At 69.7% G+C, this 23,380-nt stretch carries 21 protein-coding genes and 1 tRNA gene; 17 read left to right on the top strand and 5 right to left on the bottom strand.

Features of this window, described 5'->3' with window-relative positions:
- Positions 1–120: 120 nt before the first annotated feature.
- Positions 121–2,979 (bottom strand): TonB-dependent receptor, encoded by a 2,859-nt coding sequence (locus tag M9980_RS02885; protein WP_422921379.1) that lies wholly within the window; start codon positions 2,977–2,979, stop codon positions 121–123.
- 212 nt (positions 2,980–3,191) lie between these two features.
- On the opposite strand from M9980_RS02885, the gene M9980_RS02880 reads away from it, so the two are divergent.
- The 7 genes from M9980_RS02880 to M9980_RS02850 all read left to right on the top strand — a co-directional run bounded on the left by M9980_RS02880 (position 3,192) and on the right by M9980_RS02850 (position 10,425).
- Positions 3,192–4,220, top strand: a complete 1,029-nt coding sequence (locus M9980_RS02880) for a LacI family DNA-binding transcriptional regulator (RefSeq protein ID WP_250753136.1) — start codon at positions 3,192–3,194, stop codon at positions 4,218–4,220.
- Between the two features lie 196 nt (positions 4,221–4,416).
- Positions 4,417–6,735, top strand: a complete 2,319-nt coding sequence (locus M9980_RS02875; RefSeq protein WP_250753134.1) for a VIT domain-containing protein — start codon at positions 4,417–4,419, stop codon at positions 6,733–6,735.
- Entirely contained in the window at positions 6,732–7,481 is a 750-nt protein-coding gene (locus M9980_RS02870) for an archaeosortase/exosortase family protein (protein ID WP_250753132.1), read from the top strand. Before M9980_RS02875 ends, M9980_RS02870 begins: the two co-directional genes overlap by 4 nt.
- Positions 7,478–7,972 carry a hypothetical protein gene (locus M9980_RS02865; RefSeq protein WP_250753130.1) on the top strand — a complete coding sequence of 165 codons (495 nt, stop codon included), beginning with the start codon at positions 7,478–7,480 and terminating at the stop codon, positions 7,970–7,972. Before M9980_RS02870 ends, M9980_RS02865 begins: the two co-directional genes overlap by 4 nt.
- Before the next feature lie 34 nt (positions 7,973–8,006).
- Complete coding sequence (locus M9980_RS02860; protein WP_250753128.1) at positions 8,007–8,708, top strand: response regulator transcription factor; 702 nt, start codon at positions 8,007–8,009, stop codon at positions 8,706–8,708.
- Positions 8,705–10,237 carry a sensor histidine kinase gene (locus M9980_RS02855; protein ID WP_250753126.1) on the top strand — a complete coding sequence of 511 codons (1,533 nt, stop codon included), beginning with the start codon at positions 8,705–8,707 and terminating at the stop codon, positions 10,235–10,237. The genes M9980_RS02860 and M9980_RS02855 overlap by 4 nt, the downstream gene beginning before the upstream one ends.
- A gap of 103 nt (positions 10,238–10,340) precedes the next feature.
- Positions 10,341–10,425: transfer RNA gene (locus tag M9980_RS02850), tRNA-Leu, on the top strand.
- Positions 10,426–10,481: 56 nt separating this feature from the next.
- Here M9980_RS02850 and M9980_RS02845 read toward each other — a convergent pair.
- Complete coding sequence (locus M9980_RS02845) at positions 10,482–11,990, bottom strand: YifB family Mg chelatase-like AAA ATPase (protein WP_250753124.1); 1,509 nt, start codon at positions 11,988–11,990, stop codon at positions 10,482–10,484.
- 491 nt (positions 11,991–12,481) lie between these two features.
- Between M9980_RS02845 and rpmH the strand changes: the two genes are divergently transcribed.
- The 7 genes from rpmH (at position 12,482) to M9980_RS02810 (ending at position 16,831) form a co-directional block, all read left to right on the top strand.
- Positions 12,482–12,616 (top strand): 50S ribosomal protein L34, encoded by a 135-nt coding sequence (gene rpmH / locus M9980_RS02840; RefSeq protein ID WP_029724273.1) that lies wholly within the window; start codon positions 12,482–12,484, stop codon positions 12,614–12,616.
- A 71-nt stretch (positions 12,617–12,687) separates the two neighbouring features.
- Positions 12,688–12,981 carry a ribonuclease P protein component gene (gene rnpA / locus M9980_RS02835; RefSeq protein ID WP_250753123.1) on the top strand — a complete coding sequence of 98 codons (294 nt, stop codon included), beginning with the start codon at positions 12,688–12,690 and terminating at the stop codon, positions 12,979–12,981.
- Positions 12,978–13,190 (top strand): membrane protein insertion efficiency factor YidD, encoded by a 213-nt coding sequence (gene yidD / locus M9980_RS02830; protein ID WP_250753122.1) that lies wholly within the window; start codon positions 12,978–12,980, stop codon positions 13,188–13,190. The genes rnpA and yidD overlap by 4 nt, the downstream gene beginning before the upstream one ends.
- Positions 13,191–13,208: 18 nt before the next feature.
- Positions 13,209–14,915: a membrane protein insertase YidC gene (gene yidC / locus M9980_RS02825; protein ID WP_250753121.1), complete on the top strand. Its 1,707-nt coding sequence runs from the start codon at positions 13,209–13,211 to the stop codon at positions 14,913–14,915.
- Positions 14,912–15,556 carry a ribosome biogenesis GTP-binding protein YihA/YsxC gene (gene yihA / locus M9980_RS02820; protein ID WP_250753120.1) on the top strand — a complete coding sequence of 215 codons (645 nt, stop codon included), beginning with the start codon at positions 14,912–14,914 and terminating at the stop codon, positions 15,554–15,556. The genes yidC and yihA overlap by 4 nt, the downstream gene beginning before the upstream one ends.
- Before the next feature lie 48 nt (positions 15,557–15,604).
- Entirely contained in the window at positions 15,605–16,120 is a 516-nt protein-coding gene (locus M9980_RS02815) for a hypothetical protein (RefSeq protein WP_250753118.1), read from the top strand.
- A gap of 45 nt (positions 16,121–16,165) precedes the next feature.
- Positions 16,166–16,831: a glutathione S-transferase family protein gene (locus M9980_RS02810; RefSeq protein WP_250753116.1), complete on the top strand. Its 666-nt coding sequence runs from the start codon at positions 16,166–16,168 to the stop codon at positions 16,829–16,831.
- Between the two features lie 147 nt (positions 16,832–16,978).
- Here the strand turns inward: M9980_RS02810 and recN are convergent, their stop codons facing one another.
- Complete coding sequence (gene recN / locus M9980_RS02805) at positions 16,979–18,637, bottom strand: DNA repair protein RecN (protein ID WP_250753114.1); 1,659 nt, start codon at positions 18,635–18,637, stop codon at positions 16,979–16,981.
- 171 nt (positions 18,638–18,808) lie between these two features.
- Between recN and M9980_RS02800 the strand changes: the two genes are divergently transcribed.
- Both M9980_RS02800 and M9980_RS02795 read left to right on the top strand, forming a co-directional pair.
- Positions 18,809–19,459, top strand: coding sequence for an RBBP9/YdeN family alpha/beta hydrolase (locus M9980_RS02800; protein ID WP_250753112.1), 651 nt, complete (start codon positions 18,809–18,811; stop codon positions 19,457–19,459).
- A 43-nt stretch (positions 19,460–19,502) separates the two neighbouring features.
- The gene (locus M9980_RS02795) at positions 19,503–20,462 is read left to right on the top strand and encodes an alpha/beta hydrolase (RefSeq protein WP_250753109.1); all 960 of its coding nucleotides are present in this window, start codon (positions 19,503–19,505) and stop codon (positions 20,460–20,462) included.
- On the opposite strand, the gene M9980_RS02790 is transcribed toward M9980_RS02795, so the two are convergent.
- On the bottom strand, positions 20,444–20,854 hold the full coding sequence (locus M9980_RS02790) for a hypothetical protein (protein ID WP_250753106.1): 411 nt from the start codon (positions 20,852–20,854) through the stop codon (positions 20,444–20,446). The genes M9980_RS02795 and M9980_RS02790 overlap by 19 nt on opposite strands.
- A complete protein-coding gene (gene dxs, locus M9980_RS02785) occupies positions 20,851–22,776 on the bottom strand; it encodes a 1-deoxy-D-xylulose-5-phosphate synthase (RefSeq protein WP_250753104.1) in 1,926 nt (641 codons plus the stop codon). Before dxs ends, M9980_RS02790 begins: the two co-directional genes overlap by 4 nt.
- A gap of 55 nt (positions 22,777–22,831) precedes the next feature.
- Between dxs and M9980_RS02780 the strand changes: the two genes are divergently transcribed.
- Positions 22,832–23,362 carry a GNAT family N-acetyltransferase gene (locus tag M9980_RS02780; RefSeq protein WP_250753102.1) on the top strand — a complete coding sequence of 177 codons (531 nt, stop codon included), beginning with the start codon at positions 22,832–22,834 and terminating at the stop codon, positions 23,360–23,362.
- Positions 23,363–23,380 lie beyond the last annotated feature (18 nt).

The following is a 23,380-nucleotide window of genomic DNA, read 5'->3' as shown; positions in this document are numbered from 1 at the left end:
CATCCGGCAGCACCCCCGCCCGCGACGACGATTGTGATCGGTGTGTCGGGCGCCACGCGCAATCTCCCACAAGCCTCCGCCCGCCCGCGACCTGTGCCGCGGGCGGGCGGGATGCCGCAATCAGAACTTGTAGGTCACGCCGACATAATAGTCCCGGCCGTAGCGCTGGTATTCGCGGACCAGGCGCTGGTCGCCCGCCTCGGTCGTGACGAACGGCTGGTCGGTCAGGTTCTTGCCCTGCGCCAGGATCGACAGGCCGGTCAGCGGACCCGACTTGAACTCGTAACCGATCTGCGCGTCGAGGATGCCCTCTGCCTTGCCGGTGCGGAATTCCGGGTTCGCCGACAGGCCGGCGAGCTCCGCCAGGAAGTCCGAGCGATAGCGGTACGTCGCCCGCGCCTGGAAGCCCCATTTCTCGAAATAGGCGGTGCCGGAGGCGACCCATTTCGACTGGCCGGGCAGCGTGATCGTCTGCGACGGGTTCGACCCGTATTTGATCTGGCTGTCGACATAGGTGCCGGTCGCGAAGATGCCGAACCCGTCGAGGCTGCGGCTGAACATCCGGAACGGCAGCGATGCCGTCGCCTCCACGCCCATCACGTCGCCGCCGCCCGAGTTGGTCGGCCGAGAGAACAGGCCGAACTGCGCGTTCTGGCTGCGCACCGTCGCCTGCTGCGCGGGCGTCAGGGCCGACAGCAGCGCCGAGAAGTCGTACAACTCGCTGCTGCTCGGATCGACGAAATCGGTCAGGTGCTTGTAGAAGCCGGTCAGCGCGACATAGCCGCCCTCGTTGAAGTATTTTTCCAGCGAGATGTCGACGTTGGTCGACTGGTACGGACGCAGGTTCACGTTGCCGCCGTTCGAGCTGAACGGGCTGTTCTGGGGCAGGCTGCCGCGACCGATGTTGGCGGTGTTGATGCCGACTGCCTGGTTGATCCGCTCCTGGTCCAGACGCGGACGCACCATCGTCTGTGCGGCGCCGAGCTTTACGTAGAAGTTCGGCTGGAGCTCGACCGACATCGTCGCCGACGGCAGGACATGCGTGTATTTGGTCTTGCCGCTGACGTTGGCGGTGGTGACCACGCCGTTCAGCAGGCTGGCGATCGCGCCGTCGGAACTCTGGTCGGTGTGCACGACCTGCACGCCGAGCGAGCCCTTCAGCGGCTTGCCCCCGGCCAGACCGTCGATCACCAGCTTGGCGTAGCCGGTCCACACCTTCTCGGTCACGTCGTTGTCGCGGACCAGCGAGTCCGGACGGTTGTCGAACACCGAATTCAGCAGGCCGTACACCTTCAGCGGGTCGTAGGTCAGCATCTTGGGCACGCCGAGATAGGCGAGCGCCACCTGCTCCTTCAGCAGCACGTCGGACGGCACCGCCAGGCTGGTCGGCGTCCCGCTCGACACGGTGCAATTCGTCCCACCACCCTTCGGGCACAGGAAGTAGGAGGTGTAGCGGCTTTCCTTCTTGCGCTGGCTGTAGTTGGCGCCGACTTCCCAACCCTTGATGACGCCCAGGTTGCCGAATTCGCCGTCCAGGCTGGCACGCAGCGACTTCAGGTCGTCGGTGAAGTCCGGACGGTTGAGGAAGCCGGCCTGCACGACGGCGGTGGTGCCGTTATAGCCCCAGCCGCGCGGATCGGTCAGGCGGATGATGCTGGTGTTGGTGTAGTCGAGCGTCGGGACGATATCGAAGGTGCCGTCGCCGTTCTGGGTGATGCGGATCGAATCCTTCGCGCCCGTCTGGTTGTAGCCGGTGCCCGAATAGGTCTCGAGCAGGAAGTCGGTGCGCGTCGCGCGGCTCCAGCTCGCATCGATCTTCAGATGCGTGGTCTCGCCGATCGTGATGTCGTTGTTCCAGCCGAGCGACAGATTCTCCGCCTTGCGCTGGTTGTAGTCGTTGCGCTGCACCGCGACGACGTTGTTGATCGTCGCCGCCGTCACCAGACCGTTGGTCACGGTGTAGCCCGGCGCGATCGTGGTGTTCGCGCCCCAGCCCGGATTGATCGGGAATTCGATGCCGCGCAGGCGCTGCGTTTCTTCGAAGTTCGAATAGAGCGCGTCGAAGGTCGAGTGGAAATTGTCGCTCGGCTGCCATTCCAGCGTGGCGACACCGCCGTAGCGCTTGAGCAGGTTCGACTGGACGTAGGGCTTGGCGCCGCCGAGGATCAGGTTGTTGCCGACCTCGGGCGCAGAGGGGAAGCCCCAGGCGTTGTAGCGTTCGATTTGGGTCGGGGTCTGCGTCGCCGAGACGCCGATGGCGATGCCGAGCGTGTCGTTGGCGAACTTGTCGACGAACGTCGCCGAGCCGCGATAGCCGTAGCGCGTGCCGTCGGGGTTCAGCTTGTCCTTCTCGTTCATCTGGCCGCGCGCGGACAGGACGATGGTGCGGTTGCGCTGGTCGAGCGGGCGCAACATGCGCAGATCGACCGTGCCGGAAATGCCCGCCGCGATCAGGCCGGCGTCGGCCGACTTGTACACATTGACGTTCTGGAAGAATTCCGAGGGATACTGGTCGTATTCGACGCCGCGGTTATCGCCGACGGTCACCTGTTCGCGCCCGTTCAGCAGCGTGGTCGAGAAATCGGGGCCGAGGCCGCGGATCGACAGGCGCTGGTCGCGACCCTCCAGACGCTGGGCGGTGACGCCCGGAATGCGCGCGAGCGAGTCGGCGATCGAGACGTCGGGCAGCTTGCCGACATCTTCCGCCGACACCGAATCGACGATCATCGCCGAGGTGCGCTTGGTCCGTGCCGATGCGTCGAGCGAGGCGCGGATACCGGTGACGACGATCTCGCCGTCGTCCTGCGTCGTGCCGGGCGCGACCGGGCCGGTGCTGGGCGATTCCGCGGGCACGTTCGTGGCGTCCTGCGCGAATGCGGGCGCGGCGCCGACGAGCAGCACGGCCAGCGTCGCGGCGCTGGAGCCGATCGACAGGCGGTTGCGGCTGCGGGCCGAAAGGCGGTTGAAAACGGTCATCATGTCCTCCCCATTGCCCGTCCCGCGTCGTACCGCGCGGTGGGGCGCCGTCCGCACAGGACGGCCTCGCGATCCTGTCTGGGTCCAGGCGCGCTGCAAAGGAAGCGGACGGCATACGTATTCAGCCATGCGGTTCCCCCGGCGTGACATTCGCGGTACAGCCTGTAGCGGCCGCGCAACGAACCGGTGCCGGGCAGGGACGCACAGCAACACCAATGTCGACCGACAAGCCGACATCCTTCGACATCGCCGAACGCGCCGGCGTCTCGCAGCCGACGGTCAGCCGGGCGCTGCGCGGCGACCGCACCGTCAGCGAGGCGACGCGCAAGCGGATCGAGGCGATCGCGCTGCAGCTGAACTACAAGGTCGACAAGAACGCATCGTCCCTGCGCCGCGGGCAGACGCGCACGCTGGCGCTGCTGTTCTTCGAGGATCCGACATCGGACGATTCGGGAATCAACCCGTTCTTCCTGTCGATGCTGGGGTCGATCACGCGCACGTGCGCCCGGCGCGGCTACGACCTGCTGGTGTCCACGCAGCAGCTGTCGGCCAACTGGCACGTCGATTACGAGGACAGCCGCAAGGCCGACGGCATCATCCTGCTCGGCTACGGCGATTTCGAGACGTATCGCGCGCGCATCGACCAGCTGGTCGAACAGGGCACGCATTTCGTGCGCTGGGGGGCTGTGCGCAGCGGCGAGCCCGGCCAGCCGCGCGCCACGATCGGCTGCGACAATATCCAGGGCGGGCGGCTGGCCGCGGAGCACCTGATCGCGCAGGGGCGCACCCGGATCGCGTTCCTGGGCGACGCGTCCGAACATTATCCCGAATATGCCGACCGCTACCGCGGCCTTTGCCTCGGCATGCGCGACGCCGGCCTGTCGCCCGACATCGGCCTGCAGGTCGATGTCGCCGCGTTCGAGCATGAGGGCTATGTCGCCGCGCAACGCCTGATCGCGCGCGGCATCGCCTTCGACGCGATCTTCGCGGCATCGGATCTGATTGCGGTCGGCGCGATGCGCGCGCTCGCCGATGCAGGACGGCAGGTGCCGCGCGACGTCGCCGTCATCGGCTTCGACGACGTCCCCGCCGCCGGCCTCGCCAGCCCGCCGCTGACCACGGTCGCGCAGGATTACGGCCACGCCGGATCGGTGCTGGTCGATGCGCTCGTCGCGCAGATCGCGGGCAATGCGGCGGAAACGCGCGCGCTGCCGGTGCGGCTGGTGGTGCGCCAGTCGACGTGACGGGCGCCCCCGGCGTGCGTGAGCACGATGAGAAGACGCCGCGTCGGGCAGCGGGTCGGCGAAGCCGTCCGGTCTGACGACTAGGGGGCACGGGCCGCCTGCACGGTTCCTGCACGAACCCGCCACCGCATAACCATCCGCGCGCGATACCCGGTCCTCACCAGCGGCGCATCCAGCCTCCGTCACAGGAGCGCCCATGTCCTATCGCAACCCGTTCGTCCCGGCCCGCACCGCGTCGCTGGTCGTCGCCGTCCTTTTCCCCGCGCTGGTCATCGCGATCGAGTTCGCGACCGGCATCTGCGCCGACGCCTTCTTCGATCCGATGCCGACGCTCGGTCACCTGCTGCTCGTCGCGGCGGTGCCGGGGGTGAATTTCCTGCTGTGGCGCGCCGCGGGGCGTGAGGACGGCGGGCCGGCGTGGCTGCTCGTCGCCGGCGGCGCGGGCATTGCCATCGCGATCAGCTATGCGCTGCTGTTCCTGCCGATGCTGCCGTTCGCGCTGATCGCGATCCTGTTGCTCGGCATCGGTCTGTTGCCGTTCGCCCCGCTGGCGGCGCTGGTGTGCGCATGGCGTTGGATCGCGGAACTGAGCGTGTGTCACGCCCATGCCTGGCGCCGCGTTTCCGCGGGGGTTTCGATCGGGATCGTCGCGCTCAGCATCGTCGACCTGCCCGCCACCGCCACCCAGATCGCGCTTGCCCGCTACGCCGGCGACGACGCCGAACAGGCGAGCGCGGTCGGGCTCATGCGCCGGCTCGGCGACCGCGAGCTGCTGCTACGCCTTTCCTACGGCGATGCCGCGCGGGCGACCGGCATCGCCAGCCTGCTGGTCACGGTGTGGAGCGACGGGCCGTTCGGCAACACCCTGCCGCCGACCGCGCCGGCGCGCGAACTCTACTACCGGGTCACCGGCACCGCGTTCAACGTCGCCCCGCGACCCGGCCACGGCCCCGCCGACCGCATGCGCTGGTCGGGCTGGGACGAGGATCAGGGCGGCGAGGCGGTGGGCGGCCGGGTGGAGGGGCTGACGCTCGCCGGGTCGCGCATCGACGGCTCGGTCGCGGGGCGCGACAACCTCGCCTATCTCGAATGGACGATCGACCTCGCCAACGCGCAACCGGTGGTGCGCGAGGGGCGCTTCACGCTGGCCCTGCCCGAAGGTGCGGTGGCGTCGCGCGCGACGCTGTGGGTGAACGGCGAACCGCGCGAGGCGAGCATCGCCCGCCGCGCCACCGCGCGCGCCGCCTACACCAGCGTGGTCCGCGCATCGCGCGACCCGCTGCTCGTCACCACCGACGGCGCGCAGCGGCTGCTGGTGCAGGCGTTCCCGATCCCCGCGAACGCCAGCCTGCGGCTGCGGATCGGCATCACCGCGCCCTTCGCGATCGGTGCGGACGGCGCGCGGTCGCTCGCCCTGCCCGCGATCGTCGAGCGCAACTTCGATATCCCCGACACGGTCACCCATGCCGTATGGATCGACGGCGACCAGCCGATCGGAGGCGCCGCGCACGGCAGCATCCGCGACGCCGACCTGCTGGCGCGCCGCCCGGTCGTCACGCTGCTGCGCGCCGCCGCGCCTTGGTCGGTCGTCGGCGGCTCCCCCGCGAGCGGGACCGCGCCGGCGCTGGCGGTCGAGCAGCGCGTCGCCCGCGTCGCTGCCCGGCCCGCGCCGTTGATGATCGTGGTCGATGCCGCGACCGATACGGCGCAAGCCGCCGCGGCGCTGCCCTCTGCCCTCAACGGCGTGGCGCCCGGCGTTCCGGTCGGGCTGGCGATAGCGGGCGACGCAGTGACGTTGGTCGATCCGCGCCCGTGGTCGCCGGACCAGGCGAGCCGCATTCGCACGGCGCTTGCCCAAGCCAGATTCGTCGGCGGGGCGGACAGCCGCGCTGCCCTCGCCCGCGCGGTCGCGGCAATGCCGGACCGTGATGCGACATTGCTGTGGGTCCACGGCGCACAGCCGGTGCGCTTCGCCCGCCCCGAACCGGCGCTGGAGCAGGTGCTCGATCGCTCGGCGGCGCTCCCCCGTCTGATCCGCTATCAAACGGTGCCGGGCCGCGCGATGACGGTCGCCGACCACGGCTGGTTCGACACCGCCCGGATGCCGCGCGCCAGCGGCGACCCGGTGGCGGACCTGCGCGCGATCGTTGCCGACGCCGCCGGAGCGGCACCGCGCTGGCAGGTTGCGCGCGGGATGGCGAGCGCGCCTGCGACCGGCTCCGAACACATCGTCCGCCTCTGGGCCGCCGACCGCCTCACCGCGGCGTCGGGCGAGCGAGGTAAGGCGCGCGACGCGTCGATCGACCTCGCCCATCGGCTGAACATCGTCACCCCGGTCAGCGGCGCGGTGGTGCTGGAAACCGACAAGGACTACCGCGCGAACGGCCTGCCCGTCCCCGATGCCGATGCCGTGCCGACCGTGCCCGAGCCTGAGACCTGGGCGCTGCTGATCTGCGTCGCCTTCGCCGCGGCGTGGATGCTCCACCGCCGTCGCCGCGCGGAGGCGTGGGCGTGATCGCCGCGCGGTGGGCGATGCTGCTCATCGCCGGCGCGGGCTGGCACGGCATCGTGCTGCTTGCTGGTCGGGCGGAGGGGGTCGGGCTGGCAACGACGCTGGCGCTGGGCGCCGCGCTCGGCTGGCTCTCGGTGCGCGCGCGGCACGATGTGGCGCCCGCCCGCCTGGTCGCGGGCCTGCTGCTGATCGCCGCCGCGCCGCTCACCGGCGTTGCTCTGGTCGAGATCGGCGCGGTGGTCGCCGCTTTGCTGTGGTGCGCGATGCCGCGTCTGCGCTGGCCGGCGCTGGCGCTCGCCTTGCTGGCGCTGCCGATCCTGCCGACGCTCGACGTGCTCGCCGCCTATCCGCTGCGCCGGGTGTCGGCGATGCTGACGGTCGCGATGCTGCGGCTGAACGGCATCGGCGTCGGGCTGGAGGGCGTCGCGCTCCGATGGCACGGGCGCGAGCTGCTGTTCGACGGGCCGTGCAGCGGGGTGCGGATGCTGTGGGCGACGCTGGTGCTTGCGTGCGTGCTCGCGATGGTGCGGCGCGCGCGCCCCGCTGCCTTTGCCGCGATCCTGGCCGGGGCAGTCGGCGTCGCGATCCTCGGCAATGCGCTCCGCGCCGCGAGCCTGTTCTACCTCGAGGAAGGTTTCGTCGCCCTGCCCGGCGACGCCGCGATGCACGAGGTCGTCGGCCTCGCCGCCTTCGCCCTCGTCGCCGCGGCCGCGATGGCGCTGCCGATGCGCCGGAGCGCCCGCACATGATCCGCCTGATCGCCGGCATCGCACTCCTCGCGGCGGCCATGCCCCTGCTGCCGAGCAAGCCGCAGGCCAGCACGGTGCTGCGCCCCTGGCCGGCCCGATTTGACGGTCGCGCGATCGTCCCTGTTCCGCCCGGCCCCGGCGACGCGATGCTCGCGCGCGGTTTTCCCGGCCATGTCGCGCGGTTCAGCGACGGGCGGCGGCAGGTCGTGCTGCGCCAGGTCGCCCGCGCCACCCGCCAGCTCCACCCGCCCCGCGACTGTTTTGCAGCACTCGGCTACGCGATCGATCCCCTGCCGATGCAGCGCGTCGCGGGCGGCCTGGCGTCGTGCTTCGCCGCACGGCGCGGCGGCGTCACGCTCCGGGTCTGCGAACGCATTACCGACGCCCGGGCGCGCGTCTTCTCCGACGTTCCCGGCTGGTACTGGCCCGCGCTCACCGGCGCCAGCACCGGGCCTTGGCTGGCGGCGATGACGGTCGAGCGCACCGGTTGACGAATCCCTCACGCAGGCGCCAGCAATGTACGCGATGACCCACCACATCCTCGTCGTCGATGACGATCCGCACATCCGCGACCTGCTCGCCTTCGCGCTCGGCAAGGCGGGGATGACCGTCGCCGAGGCCGCCGACGGGGAAGCCGCACTCGCATCGGTCGCCGCGGCGATGCCCGACCTGATGATCCTCGACATCACCATGCCGCGGCTCGACGGGCTGGAGGTGTGCCGCCGCCTGCGCGCCGGTGGCGGGCCGGGCGCGGCATTGCCGATCCTGTTCCTGTCCTCGCGCGACGACGAGATCGACCGCATCGTCGGGATCGAGATCGGCGGCGACGATTATGTCGTGAAGCCGTTTTCCCCGCGCGAAGTGGTCGCGCGGGTCGGCGCCATATTGAAGCGCGGCGTCCCCGCGCCGCCCCCGCTGCTTGCCCCCACCATCCGCCACGGACGCCTGACGCTCGACACCGACGCGTGGGAAGCGCGGGTCGGCGACGCCGCCGTCGCCACCACCGCCACCGAATTCCAGATGCTGGCACTCCTCGCCAGCCTGCCGACGAAGGTGTTCAGCCGCGACGCGATCATCGACCGGCTGCACGGCCCCGGCTTCGCGATCACCGACCGCACGATCGACAGCCACGTCCGCAACCTGCGCGCGAAATTCGCCGCGGCGGGCCTGGACGAACTGATCGAGACGCGCAGCGGGGTCGGCTACCGCATCGGGCGCTGCGGTTGATCGCTGCACTCAAGCGGCTGGCGAAGCGCCACTGGCCGGCGCTGTCGATCCGCGCGATCCTGCTCGCGACATTCGTGTTCGTGGCCGCCCTGCCGGGCGTCGGCGCGGTGTTCTTGCGCGTGTACGAAAACACGCTCGTCCAGCAGACCGAGGCGGAGCTGACCGCGCAAGGAGCCGTACTCGCCGCCGCCTATCGCGCCGCATGGGGGGCGCCCGCCGCGCCGCGCGACGATCCCGTCGCCGATCCGCCGCGCATCGACCTGCGCGCCGATCCCGTCCTTCCCGCCGCGCCCGCCCCGGTCCGCACCCGGCCGGCCGATCCCCGCGCGGCGCGCGTCGGGGCACAGTTGGCCCCCATCGTCCGCGACGCCGCCGCGATGACGCTGGCGTCGACCCGCATCCTCGACGCGGCGGGCGTGGTGGTCGCCGGGCGCGGCGACGTTGGTCTGAGCTACGCAGGGCTGGTCGAAGTGCGCCGCGCCGCATCCGGACGGCCCGCCACCGTGCTGCGGACGCGCTTCGACGACCCCTACAACCTGCACTCGCCGCTCGAATGGCTCAGCCGCGCGGTCAATATCCGCGTCCACCACGTCCAGCCGGTGACCGCCGACGGCGCGGTGATCGGCATGGTGATGGCGTGGCGGTCGCCGCGCGGCCTGTTCGTCGGCATTGCGCAGGACGGCGGCAAGATCGCGATCGGCATCGTCCTGATCTTCGCGACTTTGATGGTGCTCGCCGGGCTACTGTCGCGCGGTATCGCCCGCCCGATCCGCGCGCTCACCCGCGCCAGCGACGCGGTGGCGCGCGGCCAGGTGTCGATCCCGGAGTCGCCCGCGACCGCCGCGATCGAGATTCGCGAGCTGTATTCGAACTTCGCGGTGATGGCCGAGCGCATCGACGCGCGGAACCGCTACCTCCGCGACTTCGCCACCGCAGTCAGCCACGAATTCAAGACGCCGCTGACCGGCATCCGCGGCGCGCTGGAGCTGCTGGCCGAGCATGACATGGGCGAGGACGACCGCCGCCGCTTTCTCGCCAACGCGACCGCCGATACCGAGCGGCTGTCGCGGCTGGTCCAACGCCTCCTCGATCTCGCCCGCGCCGACATGGCCGATGCGTCGGATGCGCATTGCGATCCGGCGGCGGTGGCACGTCAGGCGGGCGTGCCGGGCCTGACCGTTACCGTCACCGGAGAGGCACCGCGCGCCGGCATCGCCGCCGAGGCGCTGGCGACGGTGCTGGCGGTGCTCGCCGACAACAGCCGCCAGGCGGGCGCCGGGTCGGTCGCGGTCGGGATCGTCCCGCTCGGGGATCGGATCACACTGACGTGGCACGACGACGGCCCCGGCGTGCCCCCCGGCGACCGCGACCGCATCTTCCTGCCCTTCTTCACCGACCGCCGCGAACAGGGCGGCACCGGCATCGGCCTCGCCATCGCCCGCTCGCTCCTGTCGGCGAGCGGCGGCACGATCGGCCTCACGCCCTCAGCGACCGGCGCGGCCTTCGCGATCGACCTGCCGGTGGCCTAGTCTGCATCGTGCAGCCCTGCGCAATTGCGGTCTGGCACTCCGCAATCTGCCTGCGTATAGGCACGCACGTCGATCGAGAGCCGCGCGCTCCGATGATCGCGATGCGGGCGTGGTGGAACTGGTAGACGCGCCGGACTCAAAATCCGGTTCCGAAAGGAGTGTGGGTTCGATTCCCACCGCCCGCACCAGAATGTCGATGAGGACGGCAATCACACAGTCGATCGGGACTCGCCGACCTGCCCGGTCAATTGCGCGGCGCCTGGCGGCGATAGCTGAGCGCCTCGGCCACGTGGATGCGCCCGATAGTTTCGGCGCCCGCCAGATCGGCGATGGTGCGCGCGACGCGGAGGACGCGGGTGTAGCCGCGTGCGGACAGGCGCATCGCCTCTGCGGCCTGCGCCAGCAGCTTGCGGCCCGCCTCGTCCGGGGTGGCGTGCGCGTCGAGCACCGGGCCGTTCGCTTCGGCGTTGGTGCGGGCATCGTCGCCGGCGTAGCGCGCGGACTGTACGCGGCGTGCCGTGGCCACCCGAGCCGCGACGTCGGCGGAGGATTCGGTCGGCGGGGGCAGGATCAGGTCGGCGGCGCTCACCGCGGCGACCTCGACGTGCAAATCGATGCGGTCGAGCAGCGGCCCCGACACCTTCGCCTGATAGTCCGCCGCGCATTTCGGCGCGCGCGAGCAGGCGAGCGCGGGGTCGCCCAGATGCCCGCACCGGCACGGGTTCATCGCCGCGACCAGCTGGACGTTCGCGGGGAACGTGACGTGCGCATTCGCCCGCGCGACGCTGACCGTGCCGGTTTCGAGCGGCTGGCGCAGCGAATCGAGCACCGCGCGCTGAAACTCGGGCAGCTCGTCGAGGAACAGCACACCGAGATGCGCAAGGCTGACCTCGCCCGGCTTAACCCTGAGGCCGCCGCCGGTCAGCGCCGCCATCGACGCCGAATGATGCGGCGAACGGAACGGTCGCGTCCGCGTCAGCCGCCCGCCGGTCAGCGTTCCCGCGACCGACTGCACCATCGACACCTCGAGCGCCTCCGCGGCATCCAGCGGCGGGAGGATGCCGGGTAGGCACGATGCGAGCAGCGATTTGCCGGCGCCGGGTGGTCCGACCATCAGCAGATTGTGCCCACCCGCCGCCGCGATCTCCAGCGCGCGCTTGGCGGTCTCCTGCCCCTTCACCTGCGCCAGATCGGGGCCGAAGCCCGCTTCCTCGACAACCCCCGCAGACGGCGGCGACAGCAGTTGCTGGCCCTTCAGATGGTTCAGCAAGCCGATCAGGTCGGCAGCCGCCAGCACTTCCACAGAGCCCGCCCACGCTGCCTCCGCCCCTTGCGCGGCGGGGCAGATCAGGCCCTTGCCTTCCGCCCCGGCATGGATCGCCGCGAGCAACACACCGGGCGACGGCTGCACGCGCGCATCGAGGCCGAGTTCGCCGACGACGACATACTCGCTGATCGCCTCGGCATCGACGACACCCATCGCCGCCAGCAACGCCAGCGCGATCGGCAGGTCGAAGTGCGATCCCTCCTTCGGCAGATCAGCGGGCGACAGGTTGATCGTGATGCGCTTGGGCGGCAGCGACAGGCCGAGCGCGGCGATCGCCCCGCGCACCCGCTCGCGGCTTTCGGCGACCGCCTTGTCGGGCAGGCCGACGACGACGAACGCGGGCAGCCCGGCGACGAGCGTGCACTGCACCTCGACCCCGCGCGCCTCCAGCCCAAGATACGCCACTGTCGAGACGATCGCGACCAAGCCTGTTCCCCCTGCGTCATCAGGCCGTTGCCCCGACCTGCGTTGCATAACCGATCCTGCGCGGCGCGCCAGCGTACCTGCCACGTGTCTTGCATCGGCAACACGCTGAGCCCACATGGCGCGTGTGGCCCGTTCGTCCCCCCGTCACCCCGCCCTGCGCACCGCATTTCTCGTCATCGGCGCCCTGCTAATCGTCGCGACGCCAGCGGTTGCCTTGCTGCCGTGGCCAGGCGGCATCTTCACGTTCGCCGGAGGGCTCGGTCTGGTGCTCCAGAATTCGCTGTGGGCACGGAGGCAGTTCGTGCGGCACAAGCGGCGGTATCCGCGGATCGGCAACCTGGCGGATCGCGGCATGCGGCGGGCCAGCGCGAAGCGGCGGCGGACGCGTCCGTTGACTAGGACGGCCCCCTCGCCTATGGGGTCCGCCGACGCGGTCGTCCCCCTTGCCAAAGGGCGTGGCGGCCTTTTGACATTTGAATTGGGAATGACCGATGAAGCGGACCTTTCAGCCGAGCAACCTGGTGCGTGCACGCCGTCACGGCTTCCGCTCGCGCATGGCGACGGTGGGCGGTCGCAACGTGATTCGCGCCCGCCGCGCCCGCGGTCGCAAGAAGCTGTCGGCGTAAGCACGACCGCGCTGGCGCGACTCACGAAGCGCGCCGACTATCTGAAAGCGAATACCGGACGCCGGGCAGCGATGCCCGGCTTCGTGCTGTTGGCGCGCCCGCGTGGCGATGGCGACCCCACAATGCGAATCGGCATAACCGTGTCGAAGAAGGTCGGCGGATCGGTCGTGCGGTCGCGCATGAAGCGCCGGTTTCGCGAACTCGCCCGCGCGATCCTGCCCGAACAGGGCGTCGCCGGCGCCGATCACGTCCTGATCGGTCGCGCGAGCGGGATCGAGCGCGACTGGGCGGACCTTCAGGCCGATCTGGTGAAGGCGTGCGCGAAGCTGCGCCGCCCTGCCCCGCCCCGCGATCCACGCCCGTGATCGCGCGCCTGCTGATCCTCCTCGCGCGCGGGTGGCAGCTTGGGCCGTCGCTCATCCTGCCGCCATCGTGCCGGTACAACCCGTCATGTTCGGCCTATGCAATCGAGGCGCTTCGCCGCTATGGCGCGGCCAAGGGTGGCTGGCTCGCGGCGAAGCGGATCGCGCGGTGCCACCCGTGGGGCGGACATGGCCATGATCCGGTGCCCTAGGATTTTCGGGGAAGACGCTTGAACAACGACAAAAACAATTTCGTGCTGTTCGCGGTGTTCGCGGCGCTGATCCTGTTCGGCTGGCCGTACATCACCCGCACCTTCTTCCCCGCCGCCAATCCGCCGGTGACGAAGATCGAGGGTGGCAAGACGAAGGCTATCGCCAACCCGAGCGCAGACCCGACCGCCTATTCGCCCGCCGCCATCCGCGACCGCAACGTCGTGCTGGCCGAAGCCCCGCGCGTGCGGATCGAGACGCCGACGCTCAAAGGTTCGATCAACCTGCGCGGCCCCCGCATCGACGACCTGATCCTGACCAAGTACGACGAGACGATCGCGAAGGATTCGGCGCCGATCCGCCTGCTGTCGCCGTCGGGCACGCAGGACGCCTATTTCGCCGGCTTCGGCTGGCGCGGCGCGGGCAGCTTCGCACCGCCTGCCGCCGATGCCGTCTGGCAGGCGAGCGGCACCGTGCTCACCCCGTCGTCGCCGGTGACGCTCACCGCGTCGAACGCGACCGGCCAGCGGTTCGCGATCCGGATTGCTGTTGACCAGAACTATATGTTCACGGTGACGCAGACCGTCGCCAACGCCGGCACCACCGCGGTCCCGGTCGCCCCCTACAGCTTCGTCAATCGCACCGGCGTGTCGAAGGATCCGGACAGCTGGACCATCCATACCGGGCCGATGGCGTCGCACGGCGGCGCTGCCGACTACGGCATCAATTTCAAGGACATCGACAAGGCGCCTGCGAACCTTATGTCGAAGGGCGGCTGGTACGGCTTCGTCGACAAATACTGGCTGACCGCGGCGATCCCCGATCAGGGATCGGACGTTACCGCCCAATTCCGCGCCGGCGCGAACAAGAGCTATCAGGCCGATTACACCGTCGCCGCCAAGCCGCTGGCCCCGGGCGCCGCGATCACCACCACCGCGCGCTTCTTTGCGGGCGCCAAGGAAGTGAACCTTCTCGACAACTACGAGGACCGCTTCGGCATCACCCATTTCGGCAAGGCGATCGACTGGGGCTGGTTCGAGATCATCGAGAAGCCGATCTTCAAATATCTCGACTGGCTGTTCCGCATGATCGGCAACTTCGGCGTCGCGATCATCCTGCTGACCTTCACCGTCCGCCTCATCATGTTCCCGATCGCGCAGAAGCAGTTTGCGTCGATGGCGTCGATGCGCGCGATCCAGCCGAAGCTGAAGACGCTGCAGGAGAAGTACAAGGACGACAAACCGCGCCTGCAGCAGGAGATGATGGCGCTGTACAAGACCGAGAAGGTCAATCCGCTCGCCGGATGCGCGCCGACATTGCTCCAGATCCCGATCTTCTATGCGCTGTACAAGGTGCTGATGCTGACGATCGAGATGCGGCACCAGCCGTTCGTTGCCTGGATCAAGGATCTGTCCGCGCCCGATCCGCTGACCCCGGTCAACCTGTTCGGCCTGCTCGCCTTCACGCCCCCGCACTTCATCGCGATCGGCGTCGTGCCGATCCTGCTCGGCATCAGCATGTACTTCCAGTTCAAGCTGAATCCGGCACCGATGGACGACACGCAAAAGCAGATTTTCGGCCTGATGCCGTGGGTGCTGATGTTCGTCATGGCGCCGTTCGCGGTGGGTCTGCAGGTGTACTGGATCACGTCGAACCTGCTGACGATCGCGCAGCAGCAGTGGCTGTATTCGCGCCACCCGGCGCTGAAAACGGCGCCGGCCAAGTGACCGACGCCCCGTTCGATCCCGAACTGGTGGAGGCCGCCCGGAAGCTGTTTTCCGGGCCGGTCACCTTCCTGAAGTCGGCGCCCGCGCTGCAGCATCTGCCCGACCCGGTGGTGCCGGAGGTCGCGTTCGCCGGGCGATCGAACGTCGGCAAGTCGTCGCTGCTGAATGCGCTGACCAACCGCAACGCACTCGCCCGAACGTCGAACACGCCGGGGCGCACGCAGGAGCTGAACTTCTTCGACGTGGGCGAGCCACTGCGCTTCCGGCTGGTCGACATGCCCGGCTACGGCTTTGCCGAGGCGCCAAAGGATCTCGTCAAGAAGTGGCGCTTCCTCATCAACGACTTCCTGCGCGGGCGGGTGGTGCTGAAGCGCACGCTGGTGCTGATCGACAGCCGCCACGGTATCAAGCCGGTGGACCGCGAGATCATGGACATGCTCGACGCCGCTGCCGCCAGCTACCGCATCGTCCTGACCAAGGCCGACAAGATCAAGGCGACCGAGCTGACCGCGGTGGCCGAGCGCACCGCCGAGGAAGCGCGCAAGCGCCCCGCCGCGCATCCCGACCTGATCCTCACCTCGAGCGAAAAGGGCATGGGCCTGCCCGACCTGCGCGCCGCGGTAGTCGAGGCGATCGGCTGACACCACCGCGCGAATCGTGTAGGCACGGCGCGTCCGAGGAGACCCGCCATGAGGTACCTGCCCGCCGTCGCCGCGCTGCTGTGGACGTCCTGTGCCATCGCCCAGCCGTCGCCGTGGCCCGCCGCGGTCCGTGGTGCGGTCGCCAAGGCGACGCAGGTCTGCCGTGAGGCGGGCGGGCGACCCGGACGATCGCCCGAGCTCGTCAAGACCGTCGACCTGACCGGCGACGGCATCGCCGATTACCTCGTTGACTGGTCGCAGTACGACTGCGTCGGCGCGGCATCGGCGATGGCCAACGGCCAGGACGGTAGCGCGATCGAGGTGCTGGTCGGTCTGCGCGGCAATGCCGCAGTCAGCGCCTATGGCAACAGCGTGTACGGCGCTAAGGTGGAGACGGCGGGCGGCCGCAACCGCCTGTGGATAGACCTGGCCGCGATGGACTGCGGCCAGAACGCGCGCGGCGTTCCGTTCGCCAACTGGCAATTCTGCTCGCGCGAGCTGGTCTGGAGCCCCGCCACCCGCAAATTCGCGCTGGCACCGATGGCGCAGAAGCGGCGCATCTGACGCGCGCCGGTTGCCCGACCGCGCCGTGGCGGCTACCCCGCCGCCATGCTCAAGCTCATCATCGGTAACAAGGCCTATTCCTCCTGGTCGCTGCGCGGCTGGCTCGCATGCAAGCAGGCCGGGTTGCCATTCGAGGAAATGGTCGTGCCGCTGTACGACCAGGACTGGGAGAAGCGGCGTGAGGGCGACGAATTCGCGCCATCCTCGGGCAAGGTGCCGATCCTTTGGGACGGCGACTGCGTGGTCTGGGATTCGCTGGCGATCATCGAATTCCTGAACGAAGCGAGCGGCGGCGACAAATTCTGGCCGCAGGATACCGCGGCGCGCGCGATGGCGCGGTCGATGGCGGCGGAAATGCATTCCGGCTTCGCCGCGCTGCGTCGCAAGCACAGCATGAACATCCGTCAGGTCTATGCGCCGCAACAGCCCGACTCGGATGTCCTCGCCGACCTGACGCGCATCATGGAGCTGTGGGCACAGGCCCGCGCCCGGTACGGCGGCGACGGCCAGTTCCTGTTCGGCGAATTCGGCGCGGTCGACATCATGTTCGCGCCCGTGGTGACGCGCATCGTCACCTATTCGCTCCCCGTCGCGCGCTTCGCGCCGGCCTACATGAACGCGGTGCTCCAGCATCCCTTCATGCAGGACTGGATCGCCGCTGCGAACGAGGAAGAATGGGTGATCGAGCAGTTCGAGCAGCCGACGGCGTAGAGTGCCGGGCGCCATAATCGGGCCGCTCGCCCTAAGCGTGTCGAAGGGCGTGCCGGGGGCAGTTGTTTCGACAAGCTCAGCACGAACGGGATTTGGCGGTACGGATTTCGGCTAAGGCGCACCGACCGCCCCTTGCTTAATGGCGCGTCAGGCCGCGAGCAGCCGTTCTGCCTGCGCGCGCGCTTCGTCGGTCACTTCCGCGCCCGAGAGCATCCGCGCGATTTCCTCGCGGCGCTCGTCGTCCCCCAGGGTGCGGACGCCGGTGCGGGTGACGATGCCGTCGTGGCGCTTGGCGATCAGGAAATGGCCGTCGCCCCGCGCCGCAACTTGCGGGCTGTGCGTCACCACCAGTAGCTGCGCCCCCTGCGCGAGCCGCGCCAGCCGGTCGCCGATCGCGCTCGCCACCGCGCCGCCGACGCCGCGGTCGATCTCGTCGAAGATCAACGTCGCCGCCCCGCCTTCCTCGGCCAGCGCGACCTTCAGCGCCAGCACGAAGCGCGACAATTCGCCGCCGCTGGCGATCTTGATAAGCGGTGCGAACGGCGCGCCCGGATTGGTCGACACCAAGAATTCCACCCGGTCGCGCCCGCTGGCGCTCCACTGATCGTCCGGCAGGCGGGCGACCTGGGTGCGGAAGCGCGCGGCGTCGAGCTTCAGCGGCGCGAATTCGGTCGCGACCACCGCGTCGAGTCGTTCCGCTGCCGCCTCGCGCGCCGCCGACACTGCCGCGGCGGCGGCTTCATAGGCGCGCGCCTTCGCCGCCAGGTCGGCCTCCAGCGCGCCCAGCCCCGCCTCGCCATTGTCGAGCCGTTCCAGCCGCCCGCGCAACTCGTCCGCCAGCGCGGCGAGGTCGTCGGGCTGCACGCGGTGCTTGCGCGCCATCGCGCGCAGCTCGAACAGCCGCGCCTCGTCATCCTCCAGGCTGCGTGGATCGAAGCTCAACGCCCGTGCCGCCTCGGCCAGCCGATGCTCGGCCATCGCGCCCTCGATGATCGCGCGATCGATCGCGCCCAGCGCGTCGGCGAGAGCCGGGTGGTCGGGAGCGACCCGTTCGAGATAGCGCGCCGCCTGACGCAACTTCGACAGCCCGCCCTCCCCGTCGCTCACCAGCGTGTCGATCGTGGACAGGTCGTCGGCGATCTTTTCCGATCGCTGCATCAGCCGTCGCCGATCGGCGAGCGTCTCCTCCTCCCCGGCTTCGGGCGCCAGGGCGTCGAGTTCGCTGACCGCATGTTCGAGCCAGTCGCGGTCCCGCGCCGCTGTCGCGATCTCCGCGCGCGCCGCCGCCAGTACCCCCTCGGCATCGCGCCACGCCCGGTGAGCGACAGCGACCGACCCTGTATCGACCTTGCCGAACACGTCGAGCAGCGCGCGGTGGCCGGCGGGTGCCAGCAGCCCGCGGTCGTCGTGTTGGCCGTGGATCTCGACCAGATGGCGGCCGAGTTCGCGCAGCAGCCCGGCGGACGCCGGCTGGTCGTTGACGAACGCGCGGCTGCCGCCGTCGGCCTTGACGATGCGGCGGATGATGAGCGGTTCGCCGGCATCGCGGTCCAGCCCGTTCTGCGCCATCAGCGAGGCGACGGCATGGTCGTCGGGCAGCTCGAAGGTCGCGGCGACGCTCGCCTGCGTCGCCCCATGCCGGACCAGCCCGCTATCCGCCCGCGCGCCCAGCGCCAGCCCCAGCGCGTCGAGCAGGATCGACTTGCCCGCCCCCGTCTCCCCGGTCAGCACGCCGAGCCCGCGCGTGAAATCGAGGTCGAGCGCCTCGATCAGCACAACGTCGCGAATGGCCAGCGCGGTCAGCATATGTTCCGCCCTTTGCCACGCCCGCGCGTCGGGCGGAAGGGTTTGCGCGCCCGATCGGCAAACCCTTTTCGGATCGGCGCCGCCCGCCGTCCGGTCGTCGCATCGCTATTGCCTAGTCAATGGGTAGGAATATTTTGAGTGGCATCGGGGACTGGCAATGGAGTGACCGACATGGCGTCTTTCGCGACCGATACGGCGATCGTTCCGACCATCCTGACCGTGCCTGGCCTCGGCGGATCGGGCGACAGCCACTGGCAGACCCTGTGGGAGCAGGCGCGCGCCGATACGGTCCGCGCCGAGCTTGGCATGTGGGACGCGCCGCACCGCAACAGCTGGATGACGAAGCTCGACCAGGCGATCCGCACCGCGCAAGCACCGGTGGTGCTCGTCGCGCATTCGTTGGGATGCCTGGCCGTCGCATGGTGGGCGGCGTTGTCGGGCCAACCCTATGGCTGGCCGGTGGCGGGTGCGTTACTGGTCGCTCCGGCCGACGTCGATCGCCACGGCGCGCCGCCCGAACTCGCCGGCTTCGCCCCCGCCCCGACGACGCCGCTGCCCTTCCCCTCGCTGGTGGTGGCGAGCAGCGACGACCCCTGGATCACGCTGGAGCGCGCCCGCGCCCTCGCCGGCGGCTGGGGCAGCCATTTCGTGGGTGCCGGCGCCGTCGGCCACATCAACGCGCTGAGCGGGATCGGCGACTGGCGTGAGGGACAGGATCTGCTCGCCGAGCTGATCGACGGCGTGGGTCTGGCCCACACCCCGTCGCAGGGCCGCGCGCTGCTCGCCGAGCGACTGGCGCGGGAGCCACGCATCGGCGCGTGAAGGGCCGTTTCGCAACCGTACTGCCTGTGCCATCCTTGTGGCGATGACGATCGACCGCCGCACCCTGCTTGCCGCCTCACTGGCCGCCGTCCCCGCAAGTGCCGCAGCAGCAAGCGTCACCCCGGCTACCACCATCGCGCTGTGGCCGGGCGAGGCGCCGGGCCTGATAAACCGCAGCCTGACCGAAATCGTGCTGGAACGCAGCAAGAATCCAGCCGTCCGCGACCGCGCGCTGACCAACATCCGGCGCCCCCGCCTCGACGTCTTCCGCCCCGCGCGTCCGAACGGCGCGGCGATGCTCGTCATCCCTGGCGGCGGCTACCAGCGCGTCGTGATCGACAAGGAAGGGTATGAGATCGGCCCGTGGCTGGCCGAGCGCGGGATCACTGCCTTCGTTCTGTTCTACCGCCTGCCGGGCGAGGGGTGGCGCGATCCGGCCAACACGCCGCTTGCGGACGCACAGCGGGCGATGCGGCTGATCCGGGCGCGGGCGAGCGAATATGCGATCGACCCTACCCGCGTCGGCGCGATGGGGTTTTCCGCTGGCGGGCATCTCTGCGCGGACTTGGCCGTCCGCCACATGCGTCGGGTCTATACGCCGGTCGATGCCGCCGACACGCTCGACGCGCGCCCGATGCTCGCCGCGCCGATCTATCCGGTGGTGTCGATGGACGCGGCGATCGCCCACGCCGGATCGCGCGACGCGCTGATCGGGGCGTCGCCCGCCGACAGCTTCGTGACCGAACATTCGCCCGACCTGCAGGTGACCCGCGCGACGCCGCCGATGTTCCTGTCGCATGCCGCCGACGATAAGACGGTGCCGGTCGCCAACAGCATCGCGCTGCACGCCGCCTTGCGCGACGCGGGCGTGCCGGTGGAGATGCACCTGTTCGAACGCGGCGGCCACGGCTTCGGCTGGGGACGGCGCACCGCGGGGCTGTCGGCGCATCTATGGCCGGAGTTGTTCCTCGCCTGGGCGCGCACTCACGCCTCCGTCAGGTGAGCGCGGCCTCGTTTGATGTAATCGGCAAGGTCGGCGACGGTAGCGAGCGGCGGGATCTGCTCCTGCTCGACCGGGGTTACCCCGAGCCGGTCGAACAGGCGCGCGACGATCTCCGTCAGTTCGTCCACATCGATCCGCAGCAGTTCCGCCAGATCGTCCTCAGGCCGCGGCGCGAGGTCGGCGTAATAATGGGGCGCCAGTTCGCCACGGACAGCGTCTATCACCTCCGCCGAGCACCCCTGCCCGGCGAGCGCCGCGCGGAAATCATCGTCGTTCCACCCACCGCGCGCCGCCGCGACCGATTTGTGCCGCATCCAAAGTGACGCGTTGAAGCCGATCGTCGCGACCACCATCAGGCCGACGATCGTGACGACCGCCGTCCATCCGCTCAAGCGCGCGCGCCCTCCGCAATGGCATCGCTGTTGTGGCGCAGCGCCTTCAGCACGGTGTCGACGATGTGCTCGGCGTTCAGCCGGGCGGTGTCGTACTGCGCGTCGGGCTTGTCCTGGTCCTGAAACACATCGGGCAGGCGCATCGTGCGCAGCTTCAGCCCCGCATCGATCAGCCCGGCGTCGCTGGCGAAGGTCAACACATGCGCGCCGAGCCCGCCGACCGCGGCTTCCTCGATCGTCACGGCGACTTCATGCGTGGTCAGCAGCTTGCGGATCAGCGCCTCGTCCAAAGGCTTAACGAAACGCAGGTCGGCGACCGTGGTCGACAGGCCCTTCGCCTCCAGCGCGTCGGCGGCCTTGAGCGCCTCGGCCAGGCGGGTGCCGAGCGACAGGATCGCCACTTTCTTGCCCTCGCGCACGATGCGGCCCTTGCCGATCTCGAGCGCCTGCGGAACCTCGGGGAGTGCGACGCCGGTGCCGTTGCCGCGTGGATAGCGCACCGCGATCGGCCCGCTATCGTGCAGCACCGCGGTATGGGTCATATGGACCAGCTCCGCCTCGTCCGCCGCCGCCATCACCACAAAGTTCGGGAGAGTAGCCAGATAGGTTACGTCGAAGCTGCCGGCATGGGTCGCACCATCGGCGCCGACCAGACCAGCGCGGTCGATCGCGAACCGGACGGGTAAATTCTGGATGGCGACGTCATGCACGACCTGATCATAGGCGCGTTGCAGGAACGTCGAGTAGATCGCACAGAATGGTCGCATCCCCTGCGCCGCCAGCCCCGCGGCGAAGGTCACCGCATGCTGCTCGGCGATGCCGACATCGAACGCACGGTCGGGATAGGCCTTGGCGAAGCGATCGACGCCGGTGCCCGATGGCATCGCCGCGGTGATCGCGACGATCCGATCATCCGTAGCCGCCTCGCGCACCAGCGCGTCGCCGAACACGTTCTGGTAACTCGGCGGTCCCGGTGGGGCGGTCGCCTGCGTGCCGGTGATGACGTCGAATTTCTGGACGCCATGATATTTGTCCGCCGACGCCTCGGCCGGGGCATAGCCCTTGCCCTTCTTGGTCACGACATGGACCAGCACCGGCCCCTGCTCGGCGTCGCGGACATTCTCCAGCACCGGGATGAGGTGATCGAGGTTGTGCCCGTCGATCGGCCCGACATAGTAGAAGCCGAGCTCCTCGAAGAGCGTGCCCCCGGTCACCATGCCGCGGGTATATTCCTCGGCCTTGCGCGCAGTCTTGTGGACGCGGCGGGAGAGCTTCGCGGTCAGCTTCGATGCAAGACTGCGCAGGCCGAGATACTCGGAACTCGACACCATGCGCGCAAGGTACGCCGACAGCCCGCCCACCGGCGGAGCGATCGACATGTCGTTGTCGTTCAGGATCACCACCAGCCGATTGCCCGCGGCCTCGGCGTTGTTCATCGCCTCATAGGCCATGCCGGCGGACATCGATCCGTCGCCGATCACCGCGATCGCCTTGCCGGGCGCGCCGGTCAGCTTGTTGGCGATGGCAAAGCCCAGCGCCGCCGAGATCGACGTCGAGGAATGCGCCGCGCCGAACGGGTCGTATTCGCTCTCGCTACGCTTGGTGAAGCCCGAAAGGCCCCCGCCCTGCCGCAGCGTGCGGATGCGGTCGCGGCGCCCGGTCAGAATCTTGTGCGGATAGCATTGGTGGCCGACGTCCCACACCAGCCGGTCGTCGGGCGTGTTGAAGACATAGTGGATCGCGGTGGTCAGCTCGACCACGCCGAGGCCGGAGCCGAGATGCCCGCCGGTCGTGCCGACCGCGGAAATGGTTTCGGCGCGCAGCTCGTCGGCCAGTTGGCGCAGTTGCTTGTGATCGAGCTTGCGGAGGTCGTGCGGCGTCGCCACCGTATCGAGCAGGGGCGTTGCGGGAGTATCGGACATGCCCCCGTTTACCCGAGCCTGCGGGACGTGTCGATTGATACCGGATGGAGATTTGATGCACGAACTGCGCCCGGCGACCGCGGCGGACCTGCCCGCGCTCAGGCGGCTGATGGCGCGCGCGATCGATGCGTTGCAGTCGAGCTATCTGTCCGCCGACCAGGTCGCGGCGAGCCGGCTGGTCATGGGCCTCGACACGCAGCTGATCGCGGACGGCACCTATTTCGTGGTCGAGACGGGCGACCGGATCGCCGGCTGCGGCGGGTGGAGCCGGCGCGCCACGCTCTACGGCGGCGACCACAGCGCAGGCTTGCGCGAACCGCGCCTGCTCGATCCCGCCAGCGAGGCCGCGCGCGTGCGGGCGATGTACACCGATCCCGACCACGTCCGCCGCGGGATCGGGCGGGCGATCCTATCCGCCTGCGAGGCCGCCGCCGCAGTCGAGGGCTTCAGACGCGCGGAACTGATGGCGACACTGGCCGGGGAGCCGCTGTACAGCGCGGCGGGCTATGCCGAAATCGAGCGGATCGTGGATGAGAGCGGCCCCGTCGGCGTGCCGCTCATCCGGATGGGCAAGGCGCTCGCGTAACGCTCCCCCGGTCGATGT

The organism is Sphingomonas donggukensis (assembly GCF_023674425.1).
GTDB classification, from domain to species: Bacteria; Pseudomonadota; Alphaproteobacteria; order Sphingomonadales; family Sphingomonadaceae; genus Sphingomonas; species Sphingomonas donggukensis.
The sequence above is the reverse complement of the archived record's forward strand: the minus strand, read 5'-3'. Positions and strand labels throughout refer to the sequence as shown.

Excerpts from the sequence above, each read along its gene's own strand:
- M9980_RS02885 (WP_422921379.1), bottom strand. The coding sequence starts at position 2,979 with ATGATGACCGTTTTCAACCGCCTTTCGGCCCGCAGCCGCAACCGCCTG.
- M9980_RS02880 (WP_250753136.1), top strand. The coding sequence starts at position 3,192 with ATGTCGACCGACAAGCCGACATCCTTCGACATCGCCGAACGCGCCGGC.
- M9980_RS02875 (WP_250753134.1), top strand. The coding sequence starts at position 4,417 with ATGTCCTATCGCAACCCGTTCGTCCCGGCCCGCACCGCGTCGCTGGTC.
- M9980_RS02865 (WP_250753130.1), top strand. The coding sequence starts at position 7,478 with ATGATCCGCCTGATCGCCGGCATCGCACTCCTCGCGGCGGCCATGCCC.
- M9980_RS02860 (WP_250753128.1), top strand. The coding sequence starts at position 8,007 with ATGACCCACCACATCCTCGTCGTCGATGACGATCCGCACATCCGCGAC.
- rpmH (WP_029724273.1), top strand. The coding sequence starts at position 12,482 with ATGAAGCGGACCTTTCAGCCGAGCAACCTGGTGCGTGCACGCCGTCAC.
- rnpA (WP_250753123.1), top strand. The coding sequence starts at position 12,688 with ATGCCCGGCTTCGTGCTGTTGGCGCGCCCGCGTGGCGATGGCGACCCC.
- M9980_RS02815 (WP_250753118.1), top strand. The coding sequence starts at position 15,605 with ATGAGGTACCTGCCCGCCGTCGCCGCGCTGCTGTGGACGTCCTGTGCC.
- M9980_RS02810 (WP_250753116.1), top strand. The coding sequence starts at position 16,166 with ATGCTCAAGCTCATCATCGGTAACAAGGCCTATTCCTCCTGGTCGCTG.
- recN (WP_250753114.1), bottom strand. The coding sequence starts at position 18,637 with ATGCTGACCGCGCTGGCCATTCGCGACGTTGTGCTGATCGAGGCGCTC.
- M9980_RS02800 (WP_250753112.1), top strand. The coding sequence starts at position 18,809 with ATGGCGTCTTTCGCGACCGATACGGCGATCGTTCCGACCATCCTGACC.
- M9980_RS02795 (WP_250753109.1), top strand. The coding sequence starts at position 19,503 with ATGACGATCGACCGCCGCACCCTGCTTGCCGCCTCACTGGCCGCCGTC.
- dxs (WP_250753104.1), bottom strand. The coding sequence starts at position 22,776 with ATGTCCGATACTCCCGCAACGCCCCTGCTCGATACGGTGGCGACGCCG.
- M9980_RS02780 (WP_250753102.1), top strand. The coding sequence starts at position 22,832 with ATGCACGAACTGCGCCCGGCGACCGCGGCGGACCTGCCCGCGCTCAGG.